The 26,149-nt window shown below is 41.2% G+C and carries 18 protein-coding genes and 1 tRNA gene; 7 read left to right on the forward strand and 12 right to left on the reverse strand.

All coding sequences use genetic code 11. The features are described 5' to 3' along the window. Positions 1 to 286: 286 nt before the first annotated feature. Positions 287 to 1,705: an ATP-dependent DNA helicase gene (locus AAHJ11_RS06890; RefSeq protein WP_148366476.1), complete on the reverse strand. Its 1,419-nt coding sequence runs from the start codon at positions 1,703 to 1,705 to the stop codon at positions 287 to 289. Between the two features lie 95 nt (positions 1,706 to 1,800). Between AAHJ11_RS06890 and AAHJ11_RS06895 the strand changes: the two genes are divergently transcribed. Genes AAHJ11_RS06895 through AAHJ11_RS06905 form a run of 3 tightly spaced genes read left to right on the forward strand, consistent with a single transcriptional unit; the run spans position 1,801 to position 3,781 of the window. Next, complete coding sequence (locus AAHJ11_RS06895) at positions 1,801 to 2,487, forward strand: hypothetical protein (protein WP_148366477.1); 687 nt, start codon at positions 1,801 to 1,803, stop codon at positions 2,485 to 2,487. Continuing rightward, positions 2,487 to 3,257: a DUF3822 family protein gene (locus AAHJ11_RS06900; protein ID WP_148366478.1), complete on the forward strand. Its 771-nt coding sequence runs from the start codon at positions 2,487 to 2,489 to the stop codon at positions 3,255 to 3,257. Before AAHJ11_RS06895 ends, AAHJ11_RS06900 begins: the two co-directional genes overlap by 1 nt. Next, positions 3,248 to 3,781, forward strand: a complete 534-nt coding sequence (locus AAHJ11_RS06905; protein WP_099146476.1) for an RsmD family RNA methyltransferase — start codon at positions 3,248 to 3,250, stop codon at positions 3,779 to 3,781. The genes AAHJ11_RS06900 and AAHJ11_RS06905 overlap by 10 nt, the downstream gene beginning before the upstream one ends. Before the next feature lie 24 nt (positions 3,782 to 3,805). Here AAHJ11_RS06905 and cls read toward each other — a convergent pair whose 3' ends face one another. The 3 genes from cls to AAHJ11_RS06920 form a co-directional block, all read right to left on the reverse strand. Beyond that, positions 3,806 to 5,245, reverse strand: a complete 1,440-nt coding sequence (gene cls, locus AAHJ11_RS06910) for a cardiolipin synthase (RefSeq protein WP_099146475.1) — start codon at positions 5,243 to 5,245, stop codon at positions 3,806 to 3,808. Between the two features lie 132 nt (positions 5,246 to 5,377). Next, entirely contained in the window at positions 5,378 to 8,302 is a 2,925-nt protein-coding gene (locus tag AAHJ11_RS06915) for a TonB-dependent receptor (protein ID WP_320975271.1), read from the reverse strand. An 83-nt stretch (positions 8,303 to 8,385) separates the two neighbouring features. Then, positions 8,386 to 8,790, reverse strand: coding sequence for a hypothetical protein (locus AAHJ11_RS06920; protein ID WP_148366479.1), 405 nt, complete (start codon positions 8,788 to 8,790; stop codon positions 8,386 to 8,388). A gap of 79 nt (positions 8,791 to 8,869) precedes the next feature. Between AAHJ11_RS06920 and aroB the strand changes: the two genes are divergently transcribed. Then, the gene (gene aroB, locus AAHJ11_RS06925) at positions 8,870 to 9,931 is read left to right on the forward strand and encodes a 3-dehydroquinate synthase (RefSeq protein ID WP_148366480.1); all 1,062 of its coding nucleotides are present in this window, start codon (positions 8,870 to 8,872) and stop codon (positions 9,929 to 9,931) included. 106 nt (positions 9,932 to 10,037) lie between these two features. Here aroB and AAHJ11_RS06930 read toward each other — a convergent pair whose 3' ends face one another. After that, positions 10,038 to 10,907, reverse strand: a complete 870-nt coding sequence (locus tag AAHJ11_RS06930) for a helix-turn-helix domain-containing protein (protein ID WP_167511842.1) — start codon at positions 10,905 to 10,907, stop codon at positions 10,038 to 10,040. Positions 10,908 to 11,369: 462 nt separating this feature from the next. Between AAHJ11_RS06930 and AAHJ11_RS06935 the strand changes: the two genes are divergently transcribed. The 3 genes from AAHJ11_RS06935 to AAHJ11_RS06945 all read left to right on the forward strand — a co-directional run bounded on the left by AAHJ11_RS06935 (position 11,370) and on the right by AAHJ11_RS06945 (position 13,290). Continuing rightward, a tRNA-Pro gene (locus tag AAHJ11_RS06935) sits at positions 11,370 to 11,444 on the forward strand. A 57-nt stretch (positions 11,445 to 11,501) separates the two neighbouring features. Beyond that, on the forward strand, positions 11,502 to 12,722 hold the full coding sequence (locus tag AAHJ11_RS06940; protein ID WP_148366481.1) for an S-adenosylmethionine:tRNA ribosyltransferase-isomerase: 1,221 nt from the start codon (positions 11,502 to 11,504) through the stop codon (positions 12,720 to 12,722). A gap of 49 nt (positions 12,723 to 12,771) precedes the next feature. After that, positions 12,772 to 13,290, forward strand: coding sequence for an NUDIX hydrolase (locus AAHJ11_RS06945; RefSeq protein ID WP_148366482.1), 519 nt, complete (start codon positions 12,772 to 12,774; stop codon positions 13,288 to 13,290). Here the strand turns inward: AAHJ11_RS06945 and AAHJ11_RS06950 are convergent. The 7 genes from AAHJ11_RS06950 to AAHJ11_RS06980 form a co-directional block, all read right to left on the reverse strand. After that, the gene (locus AAHJ11_RS06950; protein WP_148366483.1) at positions 13,268 to 13,810 is read right to left on the reverse strand and encodes a glutathione peroxidase; all 543 of its coding nucleotides are present in this window, start codon (positions 13,808 to 13,810) and stop codon (positions 13,268 to 13,270) included. The genes AAHJ11_RS06945 and AAHJ11_RS06950 overlap by 23 nt on opposite strands. Positions 13,811 to 13,869: 59 nt before the next feature. Continuing rightward, positions 13,870 to 15,816, reverse strand: coding sequence for a glycoside hydrolase family 97 protein (locus AAHJ11_RS06955; protein WP_148366484.1), 1,947 nt, complete (start codon positions 15,814 to 15,816; stop codon positions 13,870 to 13,872). A gap of 586 nt (positions 15,817 to 16,402) precedes the next feature. Then, entirely contained in the window at positions 16,403 to 18,757 is a 2,355-nt protein-coding gene (locus AAHJ11_RS06960; RefSeq protein ID WP_167511843.1) for a GH92 family glycosyl hydrolase, read from the reverse strand. A 14-nt stretch (positions 18,758 to 18,771) separates the two neighbouring features. Then, positions 18,772 to 19,566: a basic secretory family protein gene (locus tag AAHJ11_RS06965; RefSeq protein ID WP_148366485.1), complete on the reverse strand. Its 795-nt coding sequence runs from the start codon at positions 19,564 to 19,566 to the stop codon at positions 18,772 to 18,774. A 13-nt stretch (positions 19,567 to 19,579) separates the two neighbouring features. Further along, positions 19,580 to 21,922: a GH92 family glycosyl hydrolase gene (locus AAHJ11_RS06970; protein WP_148366486.1), complete on the reverse strand. Its 2,343-nt coding sequence runs from the start codon at positions 21,920 to 21,922 to the stop codon at positions 19,580 to 19,582. 6 nt (positions 21,923 to 21,928) lie between these two features. Then, entirely contained in the window at positions 21,929 to 24,214 is a 2,286-nt protein-coding gene (locus AAHJ11_RS06975) for a GH92 family glycosyl hydrolase (RefSeq protein WP_148366487.1), read from the reverse strand. A 307-nt stretch (positions 24,215 to 24,521) separates the two neighbouring features. After that, positions 24,522 to 26,147: a RagB/SusD family nutrient uptake outer membrane protein gene (locus AAHJ11_RS06980; protein ID WP_148366488.1), complete on the reverse strand. Its 1,626-nt coding sequence runs from the start codon at positions 26,145 to 26,147 to the stop codon at positions 24,522 to 24,524. Positions 26,148 to 26,149 lie beyond the last annotated feature (2 nt).

Consider the following 26,149-nt stretch of genomic DNA (forward strand, 5'->3'; position numbering starts at 1 on the left):
AGACGGAAGATTCCGTAAACTGTCTGTTAGTGTTTATGCCACCGACATATTGGAACTAGACAAAGAAAGCATCGAATTTATTACCAGACTTGAATATTCAGACGAAGCAACAATCAATGTTACAAATGGAAATGGAGAATTATTCTATAACATCTAATAATAAAGTTGCAATATCTCAATACAAAAAGTAAGTTTGTAATAAGAAGGTTCTATAAATAAATCCTCCATGATGTGTATATGAAAAATGAAGGGCTTTTAAAAAAGTTTTGAGATAAAAACATCTTAATCACTCCACCTGTTCTTTCGGATAATTCACCAAATACAATGTTTTTGTCGCACGAGTAAAAGCCGTATACAGCCATCGGAAATAATCAGGAGTCAAATACTCATCCGTCATATACCCCTGATCTAAAAATACATTCTGCCACTGCCCACCTTGCGCTTTATGACAGGTTATTGCATATGCATATTTCACTTGCAATGCATTATAATGCGGATCAGCTTTCATCTTTTTCATCCGGTCTCTTTTGATTGGAATATCTATATAGTCCTCAAGTACTGTATAAAATAATCGGTCATTGTCTTCTTTTGATAATGCAGGTGAATCCGAATGCAAAGTATCCAATAAGAGATTTGCATCCAATTCAAAATCATTCTGGTCAGGAAAACGGAGAGTGACTTCCGCAAAACGAAAGCCATATATGTCACGAGTTCGACGAACACGCCGGACAACTGCTATCTCGCCATTCGCTATAAAATCCATCTCCTTATATTTCTCTGTCCAATAGTAATTATTTCTAGCTATCATCAACATATCTCCTGAGTTCAATTCATCTTCACGCCAAAGAATTTGAGCACGTATTCCATTATTATATAGGTTTGCACGCTTATTAGAACGACAGACAACAATCGTTTCATCCATACCATCATGATCATAACAATTAGTCAGTTCCTCTATCAGTTCCGTTCCCAGTACCAGTTTAATATCAGGAAAGCCTGCTATTTTTATTTTAGGCAAAGAATAACAATCATCCTCCGCTATCAATCGCCTCAACTGTGTGGCATTCCATAATATTCCGGATTCTTGCACCTGACGAACTACTTGAGTAAGATCAATCTCACGTACTTCAAGCCCATATCCCTTCAATGCATCGGAAAAAAGTGCCGGGCTTAACTCCTCTCCTACCGGAGGAAGCTGCGCAGTATCACCCATTAACAAGAGACGACACCCCTGCCCCGAATAAACAAATTGCACTAAATCGTCCAATAGACGACCTGTTCCAAACACACTCCCCGACAGTCCTTCGTTTGAAATCATGGAAGCCTCATCAACGATGAATAAAGTATTTGTAGCCAGATTGTCATTGATCGAAAAATTACTAAGCTCATTCGAAAAAGACTGTTGCCTATATATTTTTTTATGAATGGTGAAAGCCGGATGTCCTGCATATGTTGAAAAGACCTTTGCCGCGCGCCCTGTAGGAGCCAACAATACAGATTTCTGCTGCAATTGATCCATGGTTTTCACCAATGCCCCTACCAATGAAGTTTTACCAGTGCCGGCATAACCTCTTAAGATAAAGACTTCATCCGCCAGTGTGGACAGCAGAAACTCTGAAAGAGATTTTACAGCAATTTCCTGCTCTAAAGTTGGTTGATAAGGAAAATTTTCCTTAATTTGCCTTTCTAAATAGTTATTTATCATTTTTGTACGAGAAAAAAGTTCGAGGAACTATCGTATTTAAATTTATTTATTCTATTTTTGCGATGCGAATATAACAACTAAAAACATAATTTATCATGAAAACAGTATTTAATATTGTATTGGTGCTTTGTGCTGCTGCACTGATTTACATCTGCTACACCAGCATTATGGGTCCTATCAATTTTGAAAACGCTAAAAAAGACAGAGAAAAAGCAGTCATTGCCCGTTTGATCGACATCCGTAAGGCACAGCAGGAATACCGTACGCTGCACCGCGGAATGTATACAGACAAATTTGACACATTGATTGACTTCGTTAAAAATCAAAAATTGCCGTTCGTTATGAAGATGGGAATGTTGACCGACAAACAATTGGAAGACGGACTGACTGAAAAGAAAGCTATGGCTATCATCGAAAAAGCAAAGAAGACAGGCAAATATGATGAAGTTAAGAAATGGGGACTTGAAAACTTCAAACGTGACACTATGTGGGTAGCTGTTATGGATACTATTTTCCCGAAAGGATTCAACCCGGATTCTATGAGATACATCCCTTACGGAGGTGGTGCTCAATTCGAAATGAATGTAAAAAACGATACTGCTAAATCCGGTGCTCCTGTATACTTATTTGAAGTAAAAGCTCCGTATGAAACTTATTTGAACGGACTTGACAAGCAAGAGATTATTAATTTAAAAGATGTTCAGAGCAAATTGGGTAGATACTGCGGTTTGATGGTAGGTTCTATCGATACTCCGAACAATGGTGCTGGTAACTGGGAATAATGATTGATTTTACTAAATCAAAACAATATACTTTATCCATCCGTCTTAGTACGGATGGATTTTCTTTTTCTATCTATAACCCGATTCATGACGATTCGCTTTCAATCATAGAGAAAGAGATAGACGCTTCTCTATCCCTAACAGCAAATCTAAAGGCAGTCTTCCACGAATCGGACTTTCTCAATCATCCTTACAAACGGGTAAACATTATGATGGCAAGTAAACGTTTTACAATCGTGCCATTAGACCTTTTTGAAGAGGAACAGGCGGAACTTCTATTTTATCACAATCATCAGAAAAAAGAAAACGAAACGGTACTCTACAATATTCTAAGAAAGAATAATGTAGCTGTCATTTTCGGTATAGACAAAAGCGCACAGATCTTTTTGAATGAACAATATCCCGAAGCTCGCTTTTATTCTCAATCTACTCCGTTTATCGATTATTTTTCTGTAAAAAGCAGATTAGGAAACAGTAAGAAGATGTATGCTTCTGTACGCAAAGACGGTATTGACATCTATTGCTTTGAACGGGGTCATCTACTTCTGTCTAATTCTTTTGAATGCACGCATACAGAAGACCGTATTTACTATTTATTGTACGCTTGGAAGCAACTGGAATTTAATCAGGAGCGGGATGAGCTACATCTAACTGGAACACTTTCCGAGAAAGAAGTTTTAATGAGCGAACTGAAAAAGTTTATCCTACAGGTATTTATTATGAATCCTGCAACTAATATTGACATGCAAGCCTTATTAACATGCGAGTAATCAGCGGTATTTACAAACGAAGAAGATTTGACGTGCCCCGAACATTTAAAGCACGTCCTACAACAGATTTCGCCAAAGAAAATCTGTTCAATGTACTCAACAACTACATCGATTTTGAAGAAGGAGTCACAGCTCTCGACTTGTTTGCCGGAACCGGAAGTATTAGTATCGAACTGGTATCCCGCGGATGTGACCGGGTTATTAGCGTTGAGAAAGATCCTGCGCATCACTCGTTCATCTGCAAAATCATGAAAGAGGTGCAAACAGACAAGTGTCTGCCAATACGCGGAGATGTATTCAAATTTATCAAGAATGGTCGCGAACAGTTCGACTTCATCTTTGCCGATCCTCCTTATGCATTAAAAGAGTTGGAAACAATACCTGAATTAATCTTCCAAAACGATCTTCTCAAAGAGGGAGGATTATTGGTACTGGAACACGGAAAAGATAATAACTTCGAAGATAATCCACATTTCATAGAGAGAAGAGTGTATGGAAGTGTAAACTTCTCACTGTTCAGATAAGTTTTCCAATCAATCTCATCACTATTAAAGTAGCGGAGCCAATAAACGCACGATAGACTCCGCAGCTTTTTGTCTCCACGAACGTCTGACCCAATTCTTAAAAAAGATTTGTGTACTTTCTCGCTGATCCTGAAGAAATATCTCTTTCATTTCAAGGGCTGTTTCTACGTCATACATAAAGGCATTCACTTCAAAATTGTGCTCAAAGCTACGAAAGTCAACATTAGTAGACCCCACTGTGGAAAGCATGTCATCTGAAACCATGAGCTTAGAATGCAGAAAGCCCCTCTTATAAAAATAGACTTTAACACCTGCCTGCATCACATCTGCCAAATAAGAACGCGATCCAAGATGAGTAATCCAATTATCGGCACGTTCCGGTAACATTAAGCGCACATCTACCCCGGACAATGCAGCTGTTTGCATAGCAGCTAATATTTGCTCTGTAGGCAAGAAATAAGGGGTTTGCATATAGAAATATTTTTTTGCACTGGTAATGGCAACCGTCAAGCCCTGCATGATTTCTTTCCAGGGTCCGATAGGCTCACTCGTGACAATTTGCGCTAAAGAATTTCCACAAGAATCAATCTTTGGAAAATAACGGGAAGCAGTTATCAGCGTACGGTCTACAAAATACCAATCGAGCAGAAAAGCCGTTTGCAGACCGTGCACAGCCTTCCCTTCCAGCATGATATGCGTATCACGCCAAACTCCCCAAGAAAAGCCACGCATATAGCGTTCTGCCAGATTCATTCCCCCAACAAAACCCACACGCCCGTCAATGACAACAATCTTTCTATGGTTCCGGTAATTCACTCTACTGGTAAATAAGGGAAAACGTACCTTTAAAAAGCTCCTGACCTCTATACCGGCATTACGCATTTCTTCGAAAAAGCGGTTAGGCACATGCCAGCAACCTACATCATCATAGATCACCCGCACTTCAACTCCTTGAGAAGCCTTTTCTATCAGTACGTCTCTGACCAGACGTCCAATAGCATCATCCTCAAAGATATAATATTCCATATGGATATGCTGCTTCGCTTTTTGTAGTTCGCGCAATAATGATTGGAGTTTGGTATATCCTTCGGTATAGATTGCCACACGATTTCCCTCAAATGGAAATGCCTGATTTGTTTGCTGGAAAAGTTGAATAAGACGGGAGTATTCATAGGGAACATCCGAACAATCCTGTGCCAGATATTCGGCCATTGGTTTCTTTAATAGGCGGTCATAACTTTTTTGCCCGATGATACGCTCACGACGCTGGCTCCGGCCAAAGAAAAAATAAAAGACAAGCCCGACAATAGGTAAGAAAAGTAATATGAGTATCCATGCCATCGTTTTAACCGGATTCCGGTTGTCAAGAATGATAATGACAATCGTACCGATAATGGCTCCAAAATAAAGAATATCAAAAGCTACTGTTGCTATCTGGCTAAGCATATAGTTCCAATCAATCATAGGAATCTCCTTTCATACAGATACTGAACAACAAATATAGAGTAAATTATCGGATTAACAAAGAAGTCCCGGTGACAACATTGAATGTTGTGCCGGGACTTTCTTCGTTTTATTTGAATCTATTACGCTACTTCAGAATGGTCTGCCACCTCCATAGCCTCCACCACGTGGGCCACGCGGACCACCACCATCAAAACCACCATGACGCATATTGCCACGGGCTTCTTTATTTCCAAAAATATTCAGGCGATAAGAGAAACGAAGCATACAATAACTATTAATTCCATTATATTCGGAAACAGAACGCATATCGGCTGTCAACGAACGGCTGATATTGGATTGCTGCCGCAAAATATCATATACTTCAAAACTGATGGTTGCAGCATTGCCTTTCAGGAAGTTCTGGGCAATCTGCGCATTCCAGATAAGTTCATTCTTATTCATACTAGCATCACGATAACCACGGCGTGCGTTATTAGTTATATTGGTTGACAACGTCATACTCCAAGGTAAAGAGATATTAGTGCTTGCACCATAACCAAATGTATAAGGTTCCTGGTTATTTTCCGGACGCAGTTTGTTTCGTTCAAAGTTATAGTTAATCGAACCATTCAAGGTAAATTCAAACCAGTCGTTACGAAAAGTTCCATTCAGATTCTCTCCTAAAGTCAATGTTGTACTGGTGTTCTTGTCATTTATCTTGGTATCGTCATTGAAAAGGTAAGAAACCGCATTGGTATAGTTGGCACGAGAGAAAGAATTTATAGTGAAACGCTTATCTTTCAATGCTGTATTGAACCCAAACATACCCATCGCATTCCAGTTTCCGTTGATATTCTCCGGTTTAACTGTTACTCCACCAGTACTCTGATTGTAAGTAGTGGCATTGGTAATATTGTTTTGAGTCATATTCAAGTTTGCATGAGCCATTATGCCACGCTGTTTATCTGCATTATAAGTATTGTAGAACAAACGCATAGAATGAGAGAAGGAAGGCTTCAATCCCGGATTACCCTTACGAATGTTCAACGGATTAGAATCATCGGTTACATCCAGCAAATTTTCCATACTCGGCTGGCTTGCACGTCCCCGATAAGTAAAGCGTAACTGGCTGACTTTAGAGAATCTGTAACGAAAATCAACATTAGGAGCAAAATTGAACACATTTCTTTTTACTACAGTATCTACTTCAGCTTTCTTATAATCTAATCTGGTATTCTGCGGTTGCAGAGACACTCCAAAGTTCAATCGATATTTCTCGCGGATAATATTCAACCCTGCATTAATATCATGGTTATAGTATTTATATTGAGCATATTTACTCAAATCTCTATCCTTATTCTCTTCATATCCTTCAGGTAGACCATCACCAAAATTCCAAAACCAATCCTGTCCTTTATCTGCATCAGGAATCAAACTGTACGTACTTCTATCGCTTTCACTATACTTATATTGAAATTTATAGCGGAACTGTAAAAAAGTAACTCTCGCAATCGGCTCACTATAAGTCAGTTCGGCAGTATAATCATAACTTTTGGTTGGAGAAGTAGTATACTGTTTACGTTCATCATCTTCTTTTTTTGCATTATCATCAAAATAACGCGTCAATGATTCACTAAACTGTTCGCTATCATTATCTCCATAACTAAATGTACCACGGAAAGTGATGTTTCGTCCCTGATTATTCAATCTACGATTCAGCTGTAAAGAAGCATTTGCAGAGAGACTCTGACCTTCTGATTCTGATTCACTGTTGCTGGCGTTGACACGAATAGCTTCTAAAGGATCATCTGTACTCCCCCAGAAAATCTTATTCAAAAACTCATTAGGATTAGACACCAAATTAAATGGATCTCCATTAAAAGTACCCGATTCGGAAATAGAATAACTGTTAGACTTTCCATAAGAAACGTTCGGACGGAAAATGATGTTTGTCAATGTATCCGGTTTCCATTCCAAACGGAAGTCGGCATTGAAGTTTGTATTTTTATTACGGCCTTTACTGTTTGAGTTGGAGTACGAATTTCCATTTTGCAGGAAACGTTCCGAGTAGTTTGTAGATGTTGCATCCCGGTCACTGAAATTATAACGGGCACTACCTCCCAGTTCCAGCTTATCAGTCTGAGTAGCAAAGTTAGCTCCAAGCATCTTGGTAGCAGTCAAACCATTGCTATTCCGGAAACGAGGGCCACCACCTCCACCTGAGAATCCTTGATCGTTCACATTATTGGCCGAACCAATTAAAGAGAATTGGCTATTATCGACAAAACGGTTCAACATCAAGTTACTTCCATAACGGTCTTCTGTACCACCAGCAACACTTGCGTTACCAAACCAACCTTGATTCATTCCTTTCTTCACTTTCAGGTCGAGAACGGTTTCTTCTTCCCCATCATCTATTCCGGTGACACGTGCCAAGTCCGATTTTTTATCGTATGTTTTCAGTTTATCAATCATGTTGACCGGCAAGTTCTTCAATCCGGTTTTCACATCACCCCCAAAGAACTCTTTACCATCTACCATAATCTTCTTTACTTCTTTACCATTGATTTTGACATTACCGTCATCATCAATCTCTGCTCCCGGAAGTTTCTTTACCAATTCTTCGAGCATCGCTCCTTCCGGAGTACGATAAGCAGCCGAATTATATTCCAGAGTATCTTCTTTTACGGTCACCTGCGGAGCTTCGGCAGTAATCACTGCTTCTTTCAGCATAACAGCATCCGGATCTAATGCAATGGTCCCCATCTTTTTATCGGTGGCATTAGCAGATAATTGTACTGGTACGAGTTTGGTACGAAACCCGATATAGGAAACTTTCAACACATATTTCCCGGCTTTTACTTTGGGGAGAGTGAACCATCCCTGATTACTACTGGCTATACCAGCGGCATAAGCGCTATCAGGCAATGATAACAATTGAACTGTAGCCTGCGCTGCAGGCTCTTTTGTGTCGGCTTCCACCACACGTCCCGAAACGGTAATTACCTTATTCTGTGCAAAAATTGAGAAGGTGCATAGCAACATCAGCACCAACCCTGCTGAAAATCTTTTCATTTACCTTATTTACGATTATATTAGTAGCAATAACAATGTCTTTTTGACAAATCGAATCGCAAAAGGTTTAATTGAAAAGAAAATTATCTTTTAAAGAATCGATCAACAAGCGCTTTTTTAAGACCAAATTCCAAACAAAGCACATTAAAAACCAAAAAGGTCAAGAAAGAGGAAGTATCAACATTAATCACATCTCCTTGCATTACACGCCACAACATGCCACCAAAGACGAACAAGAATGTTAAAAAGATAGCATTACGAACAGCTGAATTACGAATCTGCTCCGTTTCCCGGCTCTCATTTTTACTGAATGCAAAGATTATCAACAAGCATCCTGCCATCATCAATAACTTTGTGCATTCTTTATAAAACAGCAAGTTATTATCGGTCACCACTCCCTGCATCACTAGAATAAAAGGGATGAACAGAGCTACCAACAAGACAACATATCCTAAAGGACGACAATATACAGGTAATAATGCTTTCATGATTGAACGTTTTAATGAGACAAAAGTAAGTAAAAAAAATATTTTATATACATTTGCAGAGTAAAAAAGCAAAAGAATCATGAGTAAACAAGAAGTTATTCTCTGCGAAAGCTTGGAAACGAGCCTCGGTCGTGCCATTGAGTTATGCCCGCATGACAAACTATTCGTCCTCACAGACGAGCATACCCAGCGTCTTTGCCTTCCTTCCTTAAAGGCATCAGGTCTACTGAAAGATGCTGTAGAAATCTGTATCGGAGCCGAAGACGTACATAAAACGATGGAAACGCTTGCCTCCGTCTGGATGGCATTAAGTACTCAAGGAGCTACCCGCCACTCTTTGCTTATCAATCTTGGAGGAGGAATGGTGACGGATCTCGGAGGTTTTGCCGCAGCCACATTTAAACGTGGTATTTCCTATATCAATATCCCCACTACTCTACTGGCTATGGTAGATGCATCAGTAGGTGGTAAAACAGGAATCAACTTCAACGGACTGAAAAATGAAATCGGTGCCTTTGCTCCGGCAAACAGTGTACTGATTGAAACAGAATTCCTGCGTACACTGGATGCATACAATTTTTTCTCCGGATATGCTGAAATGCTAAAGCATGGTTTGATTAGCAATACGGCACATTGGGTGGAATTACTCAATTTCAATACTTCTAATATTGACTATACAGCTCTCAAACAATTAGTAGGTCAATCGGTACAAGTGAAAGAAAACATCGTAGAACAGGATCCCTTTGAACATGGAATCCGCAAGGCATTAAATTTGGGACACACTGTGGGACATGCATTCGAAAGCATGGCATTGGCAGAGGAGCGCCCTGTATTGCATGGATATGCAGTAGCTTGGGGAATCGTATGCGAACTGTATCTTTCTCATCTCAAAGTAGATTTCCCGAAAGAGAAAATGAGACAAACGATCCAATTTATCAAGGACAATTATGGCGTTTTTACTTTCGATTGCAAAAAATACGACCAACTATATGCATTCATGACACATGACAAAAAGAATACTTCAGGCACAATTAATTTCACTCTACTGAAGGATATCGGAGATATTTGCATCAATCAAACTGCCGATAAGGACACTATTTTCGAGATGCTCGACTTCTATCGTGAATGTATGGGAATTTAATCCGACACCGGAGAGATTACATAATAAAAGGGAATGAAGTAAACTTCATTCCCTTTCTCTTCCCAATCCCTATAAATAATTGACAATTGTGCGACAATTGCCCGCGCTATTGTTCTAAATTACTCATTCGATACTGCGAAAGCGACATACCTGTATGCTTTCTAAAAAAACGTCCAAGCGACGATTGATTCGCAAAGTTCGTTTTTATGGCTATTTCCTGAATATTCAGGTTTGTATTCTTCAATAAAGCCTTGATTTCTAATATGATGTATTCGACTATCCAATCTTTAGCAGATTTCCCGCTTGTTTCCTTGATTACCATAGTCAGGTATTTGGAAGTAATACACAGTTTATCTGCATAAAAAGCTACATCCTTATTCTCCTTAAAATGCTTCATGATAAGCCCAAAGAATTTATTAGCTAATTCTTCTTTACGGGTATCCCTGCGGACAGTCATCAAGGTCGATTCCTTTTGATAAGCATTGAACAGTTCCAGATACAGATACCTCAACAAATGAATAATCAGCTCCCGCCTATATATATCTTGAGAAGTAACTTTATCTTTTATCATACCCAGATAATTATACATCCGAGGAATGTCGCGTTCCGATTGCGGATACCAATAATGACTCCGCATATAGAAAAAGAAATGCGGAGAAAATCGGGGCACACCACTTAACGCATCACTAAACAGTGAAGTAGATATTACCATCGTAACGGTCGAAAAATCTTCACTTGGCTCACTAAATGAGACAAATTGTCCGGGTAATAATATAATCAATTCCTCCGGTTGTATCCAGTGTACATCCTCATGCACTGTGATTTTAGCCCTTCCACTTAAACAATAAATAATCAATGCTGATTGATTATTAGAAGGATAAGAAGTCAGAGGAAGATACTTCAGATTTTGATAAAACTTAAAATCGTCACCCAGGACGTATATCTCTAATGTCTCTCTATTTTTAATGTCTAACATTTAACACCTTTCTAAACTAAGTCTTTTTACAAAAGTATAACTTCCTAATTTACCACACACCAAAATTGGAAATATAGTATCATACTAGGGAAATCAAACACCTTTTATTTGCATTAATTTATAAACAAACTCACTGATTGTTAGTTCATTTGTCATTTTCCTATTTAGTTTTATTATAGACTTCCCTACTTTTTATAGTGTTTTTAGGACAGGAAAAGGATTAATGCTTTCAAATGAAAAATAAGCAGATTGTTTTCCAATTCAAGCAAAATTAAAAAATGTACTTTTATATCACATAAGAGGCAATCAAAAGAACTACTAACTCATTGAGAAAAAGATTTGCATAGTCCCAAGAAAGACTAATAATCAGAATAATAGCTATAAATCGGCACAATTCATACTAGAAAAATCAACGGATTATTTGCTATTTAAAAATTAATCAGTACTTTTGCATCCGCAATTCGGGGTGTAGCTCAGCCCGGTTAGAGTACTCGTCTGGGGGGCGAGTGGTCGCTGGTTCGAATCCAGTCACCCCGACTGGTGAAAGAGGTTAGAAGCCGAATGGGTTCTGACCTCTTTTTATTTAAAAAAACAATGAAAGAAGATCCTAGACATATCCGCATCAGTGAATACAATTATCCTCTTCCGGATGAACGTATTGCTAAATTCCCGTTGCCTATCCGCGACCAGTCCAAACTCCTAATATATCGTCGGGGGGAAGTAAGTGAGGATATCTTCACCTCTTTACCGGAATATCTTCCGCAAGGCAGTCTGATGATATTCAATAATACGAAAGTCATTCAAGCACGTCTTCATTTCCGGAAAGAAACAGGAGCACTGATTGAAGTATTCTGCCTCGAACCGATTCAGCCGAATGATTATGTATTAAACTTCCAACAGACAGAACATGCCGCCTGGCTTTGTATGATCGGTAACCTGAAAAAATGGAAAGATGGAGAATTAAAACGAGAAATGACAGTCAAAGGACTTGCAATCACATTAACCGCCGCCAGAGGAGAATGCAGAGGAACCAGTCACTGGGTAAATTTTTCATGGGATAATCCGGAAGTGACGTTTGCCGATATTCTTGAAGTATTCGGAGAACTTCCTATCCCTCCTTACTTAAACCGGAATACGGAAGAAAGTGATAAGGAAACTTATCAGACTGTTTACTCTAAGATTAAAGGTTCGGTAGCGGCGCCTACGGCCGGTTTACATTTCACCCCGCGAGTGTTGGATGCACTACAGGAGAAAAGCATCGATCTTGAAGAGTTAACATTACATGTAGGAGCCGGAACATTCAAACCCGTAAAAAGTGAAGAGATCGAAGATCATGAAATGCATACAGAATATATATCGGTCAATCGGAGCACAATTAAAAAACTAATAGACCATGACGGTTGTGCCATTGCCGTAGGAACGACTTCTGTACGCACTCTCGAAAGCTTGTATCACATTGGAGTTATTTTAGCAGATCACCCGGACGCTACTGAAGAAGAATTGCACGTCAAACAGTGGCAGCCTTATGAAAAATACGATCAGATACCTCCGGTGGTTGCACTACAAAAGATATTGGGTTATCTCGATAGAAATGGACTCGAAGCACTCCATACCAGTACACAAATTATTATAGCTCCTGGATATCAGTACAAGATAGTGAAAGCGATGGTCACTAACTTTCATCAGCCACAAAGTACCCTGCTATTATTGGTTTCTGCTTTCGTAAAAGGAAACTGGCGTGCGATTTATGATTACGCTTTAGCACATGATTTCCGATTCCTAAGTTATGGAGATTCTTCCTTATTAATACCATAAATTTCTACACCCAATAGAATCGATCTAGTTCACTAAAAACAAAAGCACAATGTTAAGCGATAATAATCAAGAAATGTTCCCCATCGTAGACGAACAAGGAAATATCACCGGAGCAGCCACTCGTGGGGAATGTCATAGCGGCAGCAAACTACTTCATCCAGTAGTCCATCTTCATATTTTCAATACCCGTGGAGAGTTGTATCTGCAGAAACGTCCCGAATGGAAAGACATCCAACCGGGGAAATGGGATACAGCGGTAGGTGGACATATTGACTTGGGCGAAAGCGTAGAAATCGCTCTAAAGAGAGAAGTCCATGAAGAATTAGGCATCACGGACTTTACTCCTGAACTACTTACTAATTATATTTTCGAATCCGAACGTGAAAAAGAACTTGTCTTTGTTCACAAGACTGTTTACGATGGAGAAATCCATCCCAGTGAAGAACTGGACGGAGGACGATTCTGGACCATTGAAGAAATAAAAGAGAACTTAGGAAAAGGGATTTTTACTCCCAATTTCGAAAGCGAATTGCAGAAAGTCTCTCTTATTCCTTCTCTATCCAAGTAACGATTTTTTCAGAAAACGGACTTTCTTTAGGAGAGGCAAAGCCCACCCAGTTTCCATTCTCATCAATCATGAATTTCTGGAAATTCCACTGAACCGACGCATCTTCTTTACCATTCAGCTTCTTCTCTGTCAGCCATTGATAAAGAGGAGCGATTTCTTTCCCTTTGACGGAAATCTTAGCCATCATCGGAAAAGTGACACCGTAGTTCAAAGAACAAAATTGAGCTATTTCCTCATTACTTCCAGGTTCTTGCCCCATAAAGTTATTTGCCGGAAAACCGATTATTACAAAGTCTTTATCTTTATATTTCTCATATAATTTCTCCAGTTGAGCATACTGTGGCGTCAGTCCGCACTTGGAAGCCACGTTGACCACAAGCACTTTCTTACCTTTCAATGAAGAAAGAGAAAATTCTTTGCCATCAATCGTTTTCACTGCAAAATCATAAAAAGACTTGTTCTGCGCTTCCAAAGAAACGGCAAACAACAGACTTACCATCATCAAGACGAATGTTTTCATGGTGAATATACATTTAGTTTGTTTTTATAATAAACGAACCAATGTGAAGAAATGTTCTGTTATTCTATGATAGCTGCAAAACCTCCGTTTCTAACCATCTTAACGGTCAACAGCTCTCCGACTTTCACCTGCGATGACTTACAACGATAATCCATCGCCTGACGTCCTGCATTGATGCCATCTTCGAAAGATGTCATCTGATAAGAACGGCCTTTATTCAAAAAATCCAGCTTGATGGTAAATTCACGTTCTTTTTCACCATTGTTGGCGATTCCTCCTATGAACCACTTATCACCTTTACGTTTCGCTACAATTACGTATTCACCGGCTTTAGCTTCCAGTGCCACTGTCTCATCCCAAGTTACAGGAACTTGTGTAATGAAGCGGGTACAATCTTCATTGCGATAATAAAGAGTCGGATTATCCGCCAACATCTGCAGAGCGCTTTCGAAAACCACAAACAATGCCAACTGATAAGCACGTGTTCCGATACTGGCAGCATTAGGGCGCTCTGCTCTATATACATTAGGCTGCATACTAATCATTGCTCCGGGAGTATAATCCATCGGACCAACTGCATTACGTATAAACGGTAAATACAGACTGTTATCCGGATAGCATCCTCCCATTTGTTCCATACCACGCACTCCTTCGTAAGAAAGGACATTCGGATATTTATATTCTAATCCAGCCGGTTTAAAAGAACCATGAAAATCAACAAACAAGTGATATTTAGCAGCTTCACGAGCTACCCGTTCGTAATAGTTGACCATCCACTGGTCACTTCTATCCATAAAATCAATCTTGAGTCCTTTCACTCCCCATTCTTTGAAAGTTTTGAATAGATCAAAATTATTTTCCACAGTCAACCATGTCAGCCAAAGCACAATCCCTACATTCCTTTCTTTGCCATAACGAATCAGTTCATGCAAATCTACTTTAGGGTTCGGCGTATAAGGGTCACGAGTACTTTCGGCCCAGCCTTCATCCATAATAATATAAGGAATACCGAATTTGGAAGCAAAGTCGATGTAATACTTATAAGTCGCCAGATTATAGCCAGCAACAAAATTCACATCGGGCCCGTAAGGAGAGGCGTCATTCCACCATTCCCAACTTACTTGTCCCGGCTTTATCCATGAAACGTCTTGGAGCTGATTTTTTTCGGCAAGTCGATAAGTCATTGTATTTTCAATCAGCTGCTTATCATTCCTACTTATCACAAAGTAACGCCAAGGATAATTTCTCGTACCTTTTGTCTTGGCAATATAATCAGCTTCTTCTGTGATTTTCACACTACGATCACCACTTTCCGTAAAAGCAAGCGGAGTCTTAGGAAAAGTAGAGATCAGTCCATTTTCACCTGTTCCTTTGAGAAACATACATGGATAATCGGTCAGGTCCGATTCACTGATTAATATCTTATAATCTTTCTTTGTGTCAATCAAAGCGGGCAGAACAGCCATTTTATCTTCCGGCTTCCATGTGTTACTCCAAATATGTGTATAAGGTTCTTCATAAGCTGTTTTGAAACCTCCCGGTTGTTGCAAGTGAAGCAGATAATCCGACGGGAAGTTGATAGCAAATTCTTCACTCATTACCTCAACATCACCTTTTTGCGAGGTAAGGAACCGATAAGCAACTCCATCGTCAAAGGCACGGAACTCTACTGAATAATCTTTGAAAGTCAGTAGCAATTGATTATAACGATTATTGATTTTTGAATATTTCAAGGGCACAACAGGAGTTAAATACTCGTCGATACTCATACGCTTCTGACGACGCAACTTAGGATTCTGCCCCAACACTTGATTCTTCAGAGTCAACTGAATAGAGTTATCTTTCAATAATACTTCTCCGTTGTAATCTATACTGTAATAGATTTTATCCGAAAGATTAAATAGTACTTTTATTTCTCCATTGGGAGATACTAACTCGAATTTGTTCTGGGAATGAAGTAGTGATGCCAAGCACAGGAACATCAATAGCAATAAATACTTTCTCATTGTTTCTATTTTATGTTATACCGTAATTTGAAAGACTTTATACAAAGATAAAGATTCTGTTTAAAGTCCGTATTAAAACCTCACTGTTTTTCTTGGAAAAGATAACGATGAAGCTACTGCCTCATTCTGACACTGCACGTTTATAATTCAACCTACCACTCCTTACCAAATCCAACTTTATGTCATTATTTACATCATACTTCAAATAAGAAAGAAATTCTCCGTTATAATCTATTATTACATAGGTTACAACGGAGAATTCCAATATACCAGAACCTCACTTAGCATTAATTTAAAGGACTAGGCAATACTCCTTCAAAGGTCATCTTCACCATATTATAATGTACCCAACTACCATGATACATATAATATGCCCGTCATCATCTTTGAATGCAAACTAATCAACAGGTCGAGCTGCATGGACTATCTTATCAATTAGAAATTCACCTAAAGCATCCTTAAAACGGGCTTGCAAGACGATTTAATATAACTACGCCAATCCCCTGCTTCACCATTATTCTGAACATCATTTACTCTGAAAAATACAACTTCTTCAAGGCCGGCATATCAACTAAAAAAAACAGGATTACCACTCTTTTTTCTTTTCTGAAAAATTTACCTGATATTTCATTGTCTTTCCCGGTAACGACAAAGAAGGAGCTACCGCTTCATCTGATACGGCACGCTTATAGTTCGGTTTACTGCTCATGATAAAACGCAGTTTCACGCCATCACGTATATCCGCATACTTCAAATAGGATTTGTCATATTTCTTACCATTAACATATAATTCCTTCACATACACATTCTTCGGCGACCAATTATCTGCTGTCATTTCAATCACCTTTCCATTACTCATCTGAACGGATATACCCTTAACACAAGGTGAACCTATATTATAGACATTACTTGACGGAGCAACCGGATAAAAGCCCAAACAATTGAACATATACCAAGCAGACATCTGACCACAATCGTCATTTCCACTCAAGGCATCCGGCGTATCGCCATAGAAACGATCAACAATGGTACGAATCCATTTCTGACATTTCCAAGGTTCTTTCAGATAGTTATAAAGATAAGCCACATGATGACAGGGCTCATTTCCATGCCAATAAGCACCGATACGTCCCTGAATGTCATGAGCACCCGGAATATCATCCGGTAATTCCACCGTGAACAATTCATCCAGACGATTACGGAACCACTCCTCACCGGCTTCATTTATATACCCTTGTACATCTTGTGGGACATACCAAGTATATTGGACCGTAAAACCTTCCGTTATATCTCCCCAGCCATGCACAGAACCGGGCCCCTGATAAGCAACGGGAGTAAACGGAGTACGCCAGCCACCCTTACTGTCACGTCCGCGCATATACTTCGTTTCGGGATCGATCAGAGTCTGATAAGACAATGCCCGATTCAGGAAATATCGGTAATCACCTTCCTTACCTAACTTCTTGGCTGCCTGTGCGATGCAAAAATCATCATAAGCATATTCCAACGTCTTGGAAACGGATTCCGCTTCCTTATCGAAAGGCACATATCCCATTGCACGATACTCCGGCAGACAATCGTAATTCGGATTCATCGCCGTAGTCTTCATCGCTTCGTAAGCACGTTCATAATCGAAGCCTTTGACCTCTTTCACGATCATGTCCGCCAAAACGGAGACTGCATGGTAACCAATCATACACCAAGTTTCATTTCCATAGAACGACCAAATAGGAAGCATCTTCTCTACGCTCTTGTCATAATGTGCCAACATCGAATTGGCAATATTGGCATTTACATCCTGCTGCACAAGGTTGAACCAGGGATGCAAGGCACGATAAGTATCCCAAAGAGAAAATACGGTATAGTTGGTGAAGCCTTCCGCTTTCTCTATATTCTTGTCTAGTCCGCGGAACTGCCCGTCTGAATCCTGAAAGATGAACGGATGCAAAGCCGCATGGTAAGCCGACGTATAGAAAGTTCTTTTCGTTTTAAGATCGGCAATAAGGGTATATTTCCCTAGTTCCTTTTCCCACAGAGCTTCACCTCTGGCTTTCAGATCATCGAAAGTCAGTCCGGAAAGTTCTTCTATATTATTCTTCGCACCATTCGTGCTGACTGACGAGATGGCAGTTTTCACAATCACCTCCTCTCCAGCTTTTGTTTCAAAAGAGATGCAGGCCATCAGATTCTTGCCCCAAGTCTCGTAGCAGCTACGGAAACGGGAAGTGTTATAAATCACCGGCTTCTTATCTTGCATAAAACGCAGTCCGGTCAACTTTTTAGAAAAAGTAGCCGTAAAATAGACATGGCGTTCCGGTCCCCAGCCCTTCACCAGTTTATAGCCGGTGATGGTAGAGTCGTTCTCCATGCGCAGATTCGCCCATTCACAAGATTGCCATAAAGTATGATTCATGTCAATCATGATAAAAGACTTGTCTGATTGAGGGTAAGTAAAGCGGAACATACCGCTGCGCACGCCTGATGTCATTTCAGCCTTCACTCCATAGTCTGTCAATTCTACCGCATAATAATTTGGGGATGCCCACTCCCTTTCATGTGAATAATGGGAACGGTATCCTTTTTCCGGATTCTCACGAGTACCCGGTTCTAGTTTCATTTCCCCGGTTCCCGGAATGAACAGGAAATCTCCTAAGTCAGGTATGCCAGTCCCACTCAAATGAGTCAAGCTGAACCCTAATAATGTGGAGTGATTGTATTTGTAACCGGAAGCGGCATCATAGAATTTGCTGTCTGTATCCGGACTCATCTGGATTCCTCCGAAAGGAATCTGTGCACCCGGATAGACATTCCCATAACCGTCCGTCCCCACAAATGGATTCACATAATCAATCAGCTTTTCGGTTTGAGCCATGCCCGGCAAAGCACTCACCAGGCATAGCCAGACCAAAAACAATCCTCTTTTACCCATTACACTCACCATATTTATACTCTTTATTATGCCTGTATATCACCTACGGCAATCTGATATTCGCGCCACAACTCGTCTATGTTATATTCATCTCCCAAGATATGCTTGATAGCTCCATCGAACGACCAAGGAATTACCTCCAATGTACTCCGGTTAAACTTACGCAGGAACTCAGGGTCTTTGTTGTCACGCAACCACACGAAGAAATAACCCGCCGTACGATATCCATCCATATAATTTCCACCTTTCGGACGGGCATTCGGTCCGTCAAATCCTCCATTGGCAACCCGCACGGCGTCTGCCATTCCCTCGATAAATGCCCAGAACACACGATTAGTTCCGTAAGAGCCAATTCCCTGTGGTTCCAGCTGATATGCGTGCGTCAATTCATGCAAAAGTACCCCGCGTGTTTCAAAAAATAACTTAGCTGTATCATTCGCTGCAAAAGATTTCTCAATGTGACGTGTACTGTAGAAGATTGTCACATCGCCATTACCACCGCCTTTGGCTGAAACGCCGTCAACATCTTCCAATGTATAATGTATCTTGTATACAGTTGGAATACTATCTTCAGGCGAGTTGTAAAGAGTAGCCAATACAGTACGTGCCTGTTCCTTGATGTATGATTCAGCATCGGGAATGATCCGGTGGTAAATGTCCGATCCCAGCGTTTCCGGTGCTTTGTCCTCAAACAATATAGCACCCGTATTGTACTCCTTCCATACGTCAGGATTATCCTCCACTTGTTTTTGCGCACTTGCAGCACAAGCCCCCATACCTACCAGCAGGCAGGCTGCATAGATTAAATGTCTCTTTTTCATATTCCTTTATTGATTATTTGTTGATTCCGTTAGTTAATGAATAAGGTTTATCCTCCGGTGATAATCCACGGCGTTTGTTAGGTGACGCGCCCATCTTGAATTCCAGCACGCCTCCTTTCAGTATGTCCTCATGTGTAATATACATCTTGTCGTATACCTTGCCGTTCAGCTTCAGCGACTGTACGTAACGTTTCTTGTCGCTAACACCCGGCGCTTTGATCTCCAGTGTCTTTCCGTCAGGAAGCGTCAGCTTCAGATAAGGCAGATAGGGTGCTCCCAACACATACTGGTCCGTACCGGGACAAACCGGATAAAAGCCCATCACGGAGAAAAGATACCATGCCGACATCTGTCCGCAGTCATCATTTCCACCCAATCCGTTAATATCATTCTTGTACATCTTATTTAGAATCTCACGCAGCCAATACTGTGTTTTCCACGGCTGGGAAGTCCATGCATATAGATAAGGCACATGGTGGCTCGGTTCATTACCATGCACATATCCGCCTACCAGACACTCTTCTGTAATATCTTCATTATGCTCATAGTACTTCTCCGGCAAATGCATGGAGAACAGTTCATCCAGTTTCTGCACGAATGTCCTTTCTCCCCCCATCAAATCGATCATGCCAAACACATCGTGCGGCACATGGAAAGAGAAATTCCATGAATTGCCCTCGATAAAACCTTCACCGTAGGTTTGCAATACATCAAACTCTTTCTTGAAAGAACCGTCACTATAACGAGGACGGGCAAAACCAATACTTGTATCATAGATCGTACGATAATTGAGGGCGCGTTTCCGGTAAGCCTCCGCTATTTCCTTGTTGCCTGCTTTCAAAGCTGTCTGATAGATAGTCCAGTCGTCATATGCATACTCCAAAGTGGAAGAGGCTGCCGTACCGCTCTTGTCTAGCGGAATATATCCCAACTTCATATAATCGGCTACACCTTCATAGTATGGAACGGTGGAGGTGCTCACCATCGCCGCCAATGCTTCGTCCACATTCGAAAAAACACCTTTGGCTATTGCATCCGCCAACACGGAAACGGCATGATAACCGCTCATGCACCAGTTTTCATTTCCCATCAGGCTCCATACCGGCAACATTCCGTGCACGCTTTGCTGCTCATGTTTAATCATGGATCCCACCATATCGGCATTGCGTCCCGGTTTCACCAGATTCAGGAAAGGATGTTCCGCACGGTAGGTATCCCAAAGAGAGAATATAGTGTAGTTGGTGAATCCCTCCGCCCGGTGTATGTTATGATCCAAGCCGCGATAGCAACCGTCTACATCCATATATACAGACGGATTAATCATGGTGTGGTAAAGGGAAGTATAGAACATCGCTTTCTGGTCGGGCGTACCTTCGATCTCAAAATGATCCAGTTCGTTATTCCAATCTGTACGGGCAGCTTCCACCAACTGTTCGAAGTTCTTTCCGGAAGTTTCGGCACGCAGATTCTTGACCGCACCTTCCGTACTGACTGCTGACAATGCCACTTTTACGACCAGTTCCGGGTTGTTAGCGGTATCGAAGTTAAAATAAGCTACGATCTTACGACCGGTGATCTCCGGGAAATTCTTTTCCAGACTGAAGCGACGCCAGAAGCCATTGTAGAGAGACTTTTCCTTATCTTTGTATCCATAATCTCTGACAGGCTGCGAGAACGAGATAGCAAAATAAGTGTAGTTGGTACGAGCCCATCCGTTGGTAATACGGTATCCAGTCAGCAAGGTATCATTCTCCACCCTTAGATTCGCCCACAGCACTTTGCCGTCATAATTATAAATACCATGCACCAAGTCCAGAATCAGATGACCGTCTTTTCCTTTTGGGAAAGTGTATTTATGTACACCCGTCCGTTGTGTCGCCGTCAGTTGGGCTTTAATGCCATAATCGTCCAGCATCACTTCATAATATCCGGGAACAGCCTTTTCTGTGGCATGGTCGAAACGCGAACGGTATCCTTCTTCCGGATGATTCGCCCGTCCGGGATTCAACTTCACATCGCCAACAGCGGGCATCAGCAGGATGTCTCCCAAATCGGAATGTCCCGTGCCGCTAAGATGGGTGTGACTGAAACCGACAATGGTCTTGTCCCGATACTGGTAACCGGCACAATATTCATAAGCATTTTTTTGATAAGCCCCATTCACATTATGCGGAATTGTATCTGTGTCCGGACTCAACTGCACCCATCCGAAAGGAGTACAAGCACCGGGAAAGGTATGCCCCATCCCGTTGGTACCGATTATCGGATTCACATAGTCCACTGGTTGTTGCGCTATGGCGGACAAAGTTGCCGCCGCCATAGTCATCATCAATACTTTCTTTTTCATATTATTCATATCTGCTTACTTTGCATCACGAGAGAATGAATAGGGGAAGTCTGATTCGTTGACACCTCTCCCCTTATTCGGTTTATTATCCATATCAAACATCAGACGCCCGCCCTTCAACAAATCAAAGTGGTTCAGGTAATTCTTCGTATAGTTCTTGCCGTTGTAGTTCAACGAACGGATATAACGATTGTCATCGCTATTCTTCGGAGCGGAGATTTCCAGTTTCTTACCGTTCTCCAGCGTAATTGTCGCTTTCTTGAAGTAGGGAGCTCCCATCACATATTCATTGCTGCCCGGACATACCGGATAGAAACCCAATGCGGTAAAGACATACCACGCAGAAGTCTGGCCATTATCTTCATCTCCGCAATAACCGTCCGGAGTGGGAAGATAGAGGCGGTTCATTGTCTCACGCAGCCAGTATTGGGCTTTCCACGGCTCACCAGCATAATTATACAAATAAATCATATGTTGGATAGGCTGGTTACCATGTGCATAGTTTCCCATGTTAGCGATCTCCATTTCACGAATCTCATGAATCACTCCTCCGTAATAGCTGTCATCAAATACGGGAGGAAGATTGAATACAGAGTCGAGCATGCTGACAAACATCTTCTTACCGCCCATCAGTTCAACCAACCCCTGTACATCGTGGAATACCGACCAGGTGTAGTGCCAACTATTTCCTTCCGTAAAGGCATCTCCCCATTTAAAGGGATTGAACGGAGTCTGGAAAGTTCCGTCGGAGTTCTTTCCGCGCATCAGCTTAGTTTCCGGATCGAACAAGTTACGATAGTTCTGGCTCCTTTTCTTATAAACATCCAGTTCTTCTGCCGGGCGACCCAACTTTTCACCCATACGGTAGATACACCAGTCATCATAAGCATATTCCAATGTGCGTGCCGCATTCTCGTTAATTTTCACATCATAAGGCACATAGCCCAGTTTGTTATAATATTCGTATCCACGGCGTCCGGTAGTAGAAACTCTCGGATGCACACTGTTGGCTCCTTTCAACAGACCTTCGTACATTTTTTCCGCATCCGCTTTAGTCACATTCTTCATGAAAGCATCTGCCACTACAGAAGCTGAATTGTTTCCAACCATGCAGCCACGATGCCCCGGACTTGCCCATTCAGGGAAAAATCCGCTTTCAAGATAGGTATTTAGCAGGCCTTCCTGCATCTTCTCGCCCATTGAAGGGTATACCAAATTGACAAATGGGAACAAGCAACGGAAAGTATCCCAGAATCCGGTATCGGTAAACATATATCCCGGACGAATTTCACCATTATAGGGGCTGTAGTGCACAGTCTCACCTTTGCCGTTTACCTCGTAGAACATACGGGGAAACAATACTGAACGATACAGGCAAGAATAGAATGTACGCATACGGTTCTCATCACTGTCTTCGACCTTGATACGGCCTAACACATCGTTCCATGCCTTACGTCCGGCTTCTTTTGTCTGTTCAAAGGTCTTATTGCCGATTTCTTTCAGGTTCAGTTCCGCCTGCTCGGGACTGATGAATGAGGATGCCACTTTTGCGTGTACCTGTTCTCCTTTCTTCGTTGAAAAACCGATAGCAGCACCCACGTGATTGGATTGCAGTTCGAGATGTGTTTCTACCAAATGATAATCTGCCCATACTTTGTTGAAAGTAAAAGGTTTGTCGAACTCTATTACAAAGTAATTCTTGAAGTTTTGAGGAACCCCGCCACTATTGCGTGTCGTATAACCGACTATTTTATTTTCTTCGGGAATCACCTTCACATACGAACCGCGATCGAAAGCATCTATCACTACATAGGCATCGGAAGTTTCTGGGAAAGTGAAACGGAAATATGCGCAACGTTCCGTCGGAGCTATTTCAGTTGTCATGTCATACTCGGACAAATAAATACTGTAATAATAAGGAGTGGCTTTCTCTGCCTTGTGAGAGAACCAGGAAGCACGACTGTCCTGATCAATCTTCAACTGCTTAGTCATCGGCATGATTGAGAACTGGCCGTAGTCATTGATCCACGGGCTGGGCTGATGGGTTTGCTTGAAACCTCTGATTTTGTCGGATGCATAAGTGTAAGCCCAACCGTCGCCCATCTTCCCGGTTTGTGGCATCCAGAAGTTCATACCCCAAGGCAACGCGATGGCAGGATATGTATTTCCATTGGATAGTGATATTTTCGAATCAGTCCCCATTAAAGGATTCACATAGTCTACCGGTTGCTTTTGCGCAAAGGTAGAGGAAGCTCCCAATAGCAGGGCTATTGCGAAAGATAGTAGTTTCTTTTTATTCATGGTCTACGAATTAAGCTATTAATACTAGATTATCAAAATCTTTTTTTTACGTTACAAATTAAAGCATCTTTCAGCAATTATCAGTCCTCTGATACGCCAAAATAAGAAAAAATAGCAGTATAGTCAACCAAAGGAAACGAGTGTCAACGAGAGTACAAGTTAAATAACTGGAAATCAAGATGTAATATTTATGTGCATACCACGAGAGTACAACCGGAAGACTAACTGTTTAAGCAATAGAGAGAGGATAATTAGCCTTTACCCTCTCTCCAATTCTATCAGAAACAAATATTTAATTATTACCAGATTAATTCCATCCCGGGTTCTGGTGTCCTTCCAAAGCTGGGTTAGCCTGAATTTCATCCAACGGAATAGGCCATAGCAAAGCATATTCAGGAATGGCTCCGGCTCTTGTGCTTCCATCAGGCTTGTTCTGAATCTGAGCAGATGAAAGGGCAGTCCATTTCAACTTTCCAGTTTCAGTAGATGCTTCCGGATACAAACGAGTACGGCGAATGTCATCCCAAATCTTAAATTCCAACGGCAACTCATGCAGACGTTCAGTCAAAATCGCTTGCACCAGATTGTCTCCTGTAGCAGTCTCATCCATCAGTCCTGCGCGTTTACGCACTTGGTTGAGGTAATATTTAGCGCCACCGACAGCATTATCTTCATGCCCTGTACGTGCCAGACCTTCGGCTGCAATCAGCAAGACTTCCGCAAAACGGAATACTGGCATATTATAATCGCCGTCATGACCGCTAATCAAAGCATTTTCATCAAACCATGCCCAGTTGCCTGCATTGTTCAAAGTATGAGTCTCCCCTGCAGCATCGGTATATTCCCAAAAGAAAAACTGTTTCTCATGTCCCCGAATATCAGCAGGATCATAGCTGTTAAGCAACATATCACAGGGAAGGTATGCATTATATAACACGTCTCCTCCCGGATGGAATACTCCCCACTGAAATGCATCCGCTCCGATAGAACGGCAAGCATAAGAGTTGCCTACACTATAATTGGTGTAATTGTATTCTTTAGCATAGATGATTTCAGCAGATTCTTTCGTAGTCTTGATCACATTATATGCCGAGTTCAAATCATCAGTCGTTCCATTCGGATGAATAAGTCCATGAGGACTGTCATTGATCACTTTCAAAGCCATCTGTGCAGCTTTACTATAATAGTCTGCTCCACCATTTAACGGTGCACCTGCCCATTGCAGATAAACCTGTGCCAGCAAAGTCTGCGCCATTGCCCTGGTAACATAACAGCCATTTTCATAGAACGTCTTATTAGGCAATGCATCTCCATTGACAATATCCAGCAAGTCGGCTTCAATCTTCTTATAGATCTCTTCGGCAGAAAGTCGTTCTTTGTACATACCTTCTGTAGAAGTGTAAGGTTCTGAAATATAAGGAACACCACCAAATTCTTTGACTAGCCAAAAATATCCGTATGCACGGAAGAATTTACCTTGAGCCACATAATTATTAATAGTAGCTTCATCCAGCACTCCAGTCATTGACGGAATATTGGCAATAACAAAGTTGGCACGTGAAATGCCTTTATAGAACTCATGCCAATATTTCATTGCAATATCATCAAAAGATTCAATATTGAAATTACAACCTTCGGATGCTGTAGTAAATGTTCTGTCCTTACGTTTATCGACATACAATCCAGATACGATACCACCCCACATCGTCGCTTTAGGAGTCCAACCACCGCCTACATCAGTGTTATGCAAATAAGGTACACCACCGAAATACAATGCGTTCACACCCGATTCCGCATCAGCTTTCGTCTTCCAGAACTGGTCAGATGACTTCATATCTAATGGCTCTTCTTTCAGAAAATCGTCACATGAATTCAGCAACACAGAAAGTGAACACATGCAAAATGCAGATATATATACTTTTAATAGTTTCATAA

It is taken from the genome of Bacteroides sp. 90-K9/2 (assembly GCF_047310725.1).
GTDB classification, from domain to species: domain Bacteria; phylum Bacteroidota; class Bacteroidia; order Bacteroidales; family Bacteroidaceae; genus Bacteroides; species Bacteroides vicugnae.

Excerpts from the sequence above, each read along its gene's own strand:
- AAHJ11_RS06890 (WP_148366476.1), bottom strand. The coding sequence starts at position 1,705 with ATGATAAATAACTATTTAGAAAGGCAAATTAAGGAAAATTTTCCTTAT.
- AAHJ11_RS06895 (WP_148366477.1), top strand. The coding sequence starts at position 1,801 with ATGAAAACAGTATTTAATATTGTATTGGTGCTTTGTGCTGCTGCACTG.
- AAHJ11_RS06900 (WP_148366478.1), top strand. The coding sequence starts at position 2,487 with ATGATTGATTTTACTAAATCAAAACAATATACTTTATCCATCCGTCTT.
- AAHJ11_RS06905 (WP_099146476.1), top strand. The coding sequence starts at position 3,248 with ATGCGAGTAATCAGCGGTATTTACAAACGAAGAAGATTTGACGTGCCC.
- cls (WP_099146475.1), bottom strand. The coding sequence starts at position 5,245 with ATGATTGATTGGAACTATATGCTTAGCCAGATAGCAACAGTAGCTTTT.
- AAHJ11_RS06915 (WP_320975271.1), bottom strand. The coding sequence starts at position 8,302 with ATGAAAAGATTTTCAGCAGGGTTGGTGCTGATGTTGCTATGCACCTTC.
- AAHJ11_RS06920 (WP_148366479.1), bottom strand. The coding sequence starts at position 8,790 with ATGAAAGCATTATTACCTGTATATTGTCGTCCTTTAGGATATGTTGTC.
- aroB (WP_148366480.1), top strand. The coding sequence starts at position 8,870 with ATGAGTAAACAAGAAGTTATTCTCTGCGAAAGCTTGGAAACGAGCCTC.
- AAHJ11_RS06930 (WP_167511842.1), bottom strand. The coding sequence starts at position 10,907 with ATGTTAGACATTAAAAATAGAGAGACATTAGAGATATACGTCCTGGGT.
- AAHJ11_RS06940 (WP_148366481.1), top strand. The coding sequence starts at position 11,502 with ATGAAAGAAGATCCTAGACATATCCGCATCAGTGAATACAATTATCCT.
- AAHJ11_RS06945 (WP_148366482.1), top strand. The coding sequence starts at position 12,772 with ATGTTAAGCGATAATAATCAAGAAATGTTCCCCATCGTAGACGAACAA.
- AAHJ11_RS06950 (WP_148366483.1), bottom strand. The coding sequence starts at position 13,810 with ATGAAAACATTCGTCTTGATGATGGTAAGTCTGTTGTTTGCCGTTTCT.
- AAHJ11_RS06955 (WP_148366484.1), bottom strand. The coding sequence starts at position 15,816 with ATGAGAAAGTATTTATTGCTATTGATGTTCCTGTGCTTGGCATCACTA.
- AAHJ11_RS06960 (WP_167511843.1), bottom strand. The coding sequence starts at position 18,757 with ATGGTGAGTGTAATGGGTAAAAGAGGATTGTTTTTGGTCTGGCTATGC.
- AAHJ11_RS06965 (WP_148366485.1), bottom strand. The coding sequence starts at position 19,566 with ATGAAAAAGAGACATTTAATCTATGCAGCCTGCCTGCTGGTAGGTATG.
- AAHJ11_RS06970 (WP_148366486.1), bottom strand. The coding sequence starts at position 21,922 with ATGAATAATATGAAAAAGAAAGTATTGATGATGACTATGGCGGCGGCA.
- AAHJ11_RS06975 (WP_148366487.1), bottom strand. The coding sequence starts at position 24,214 with ATGAATAAAAAGAAACTACTATCTTTCGCAATAGCCCTGCTATTGGGA.
- AAHJ11_RS06980 (WP_148366488.1), bottom strand. The coding sequence starts at position 26,147 with ATGAAACTATTAAAAGTATATATATCTGCATTTTGCATGTGTTCACTT.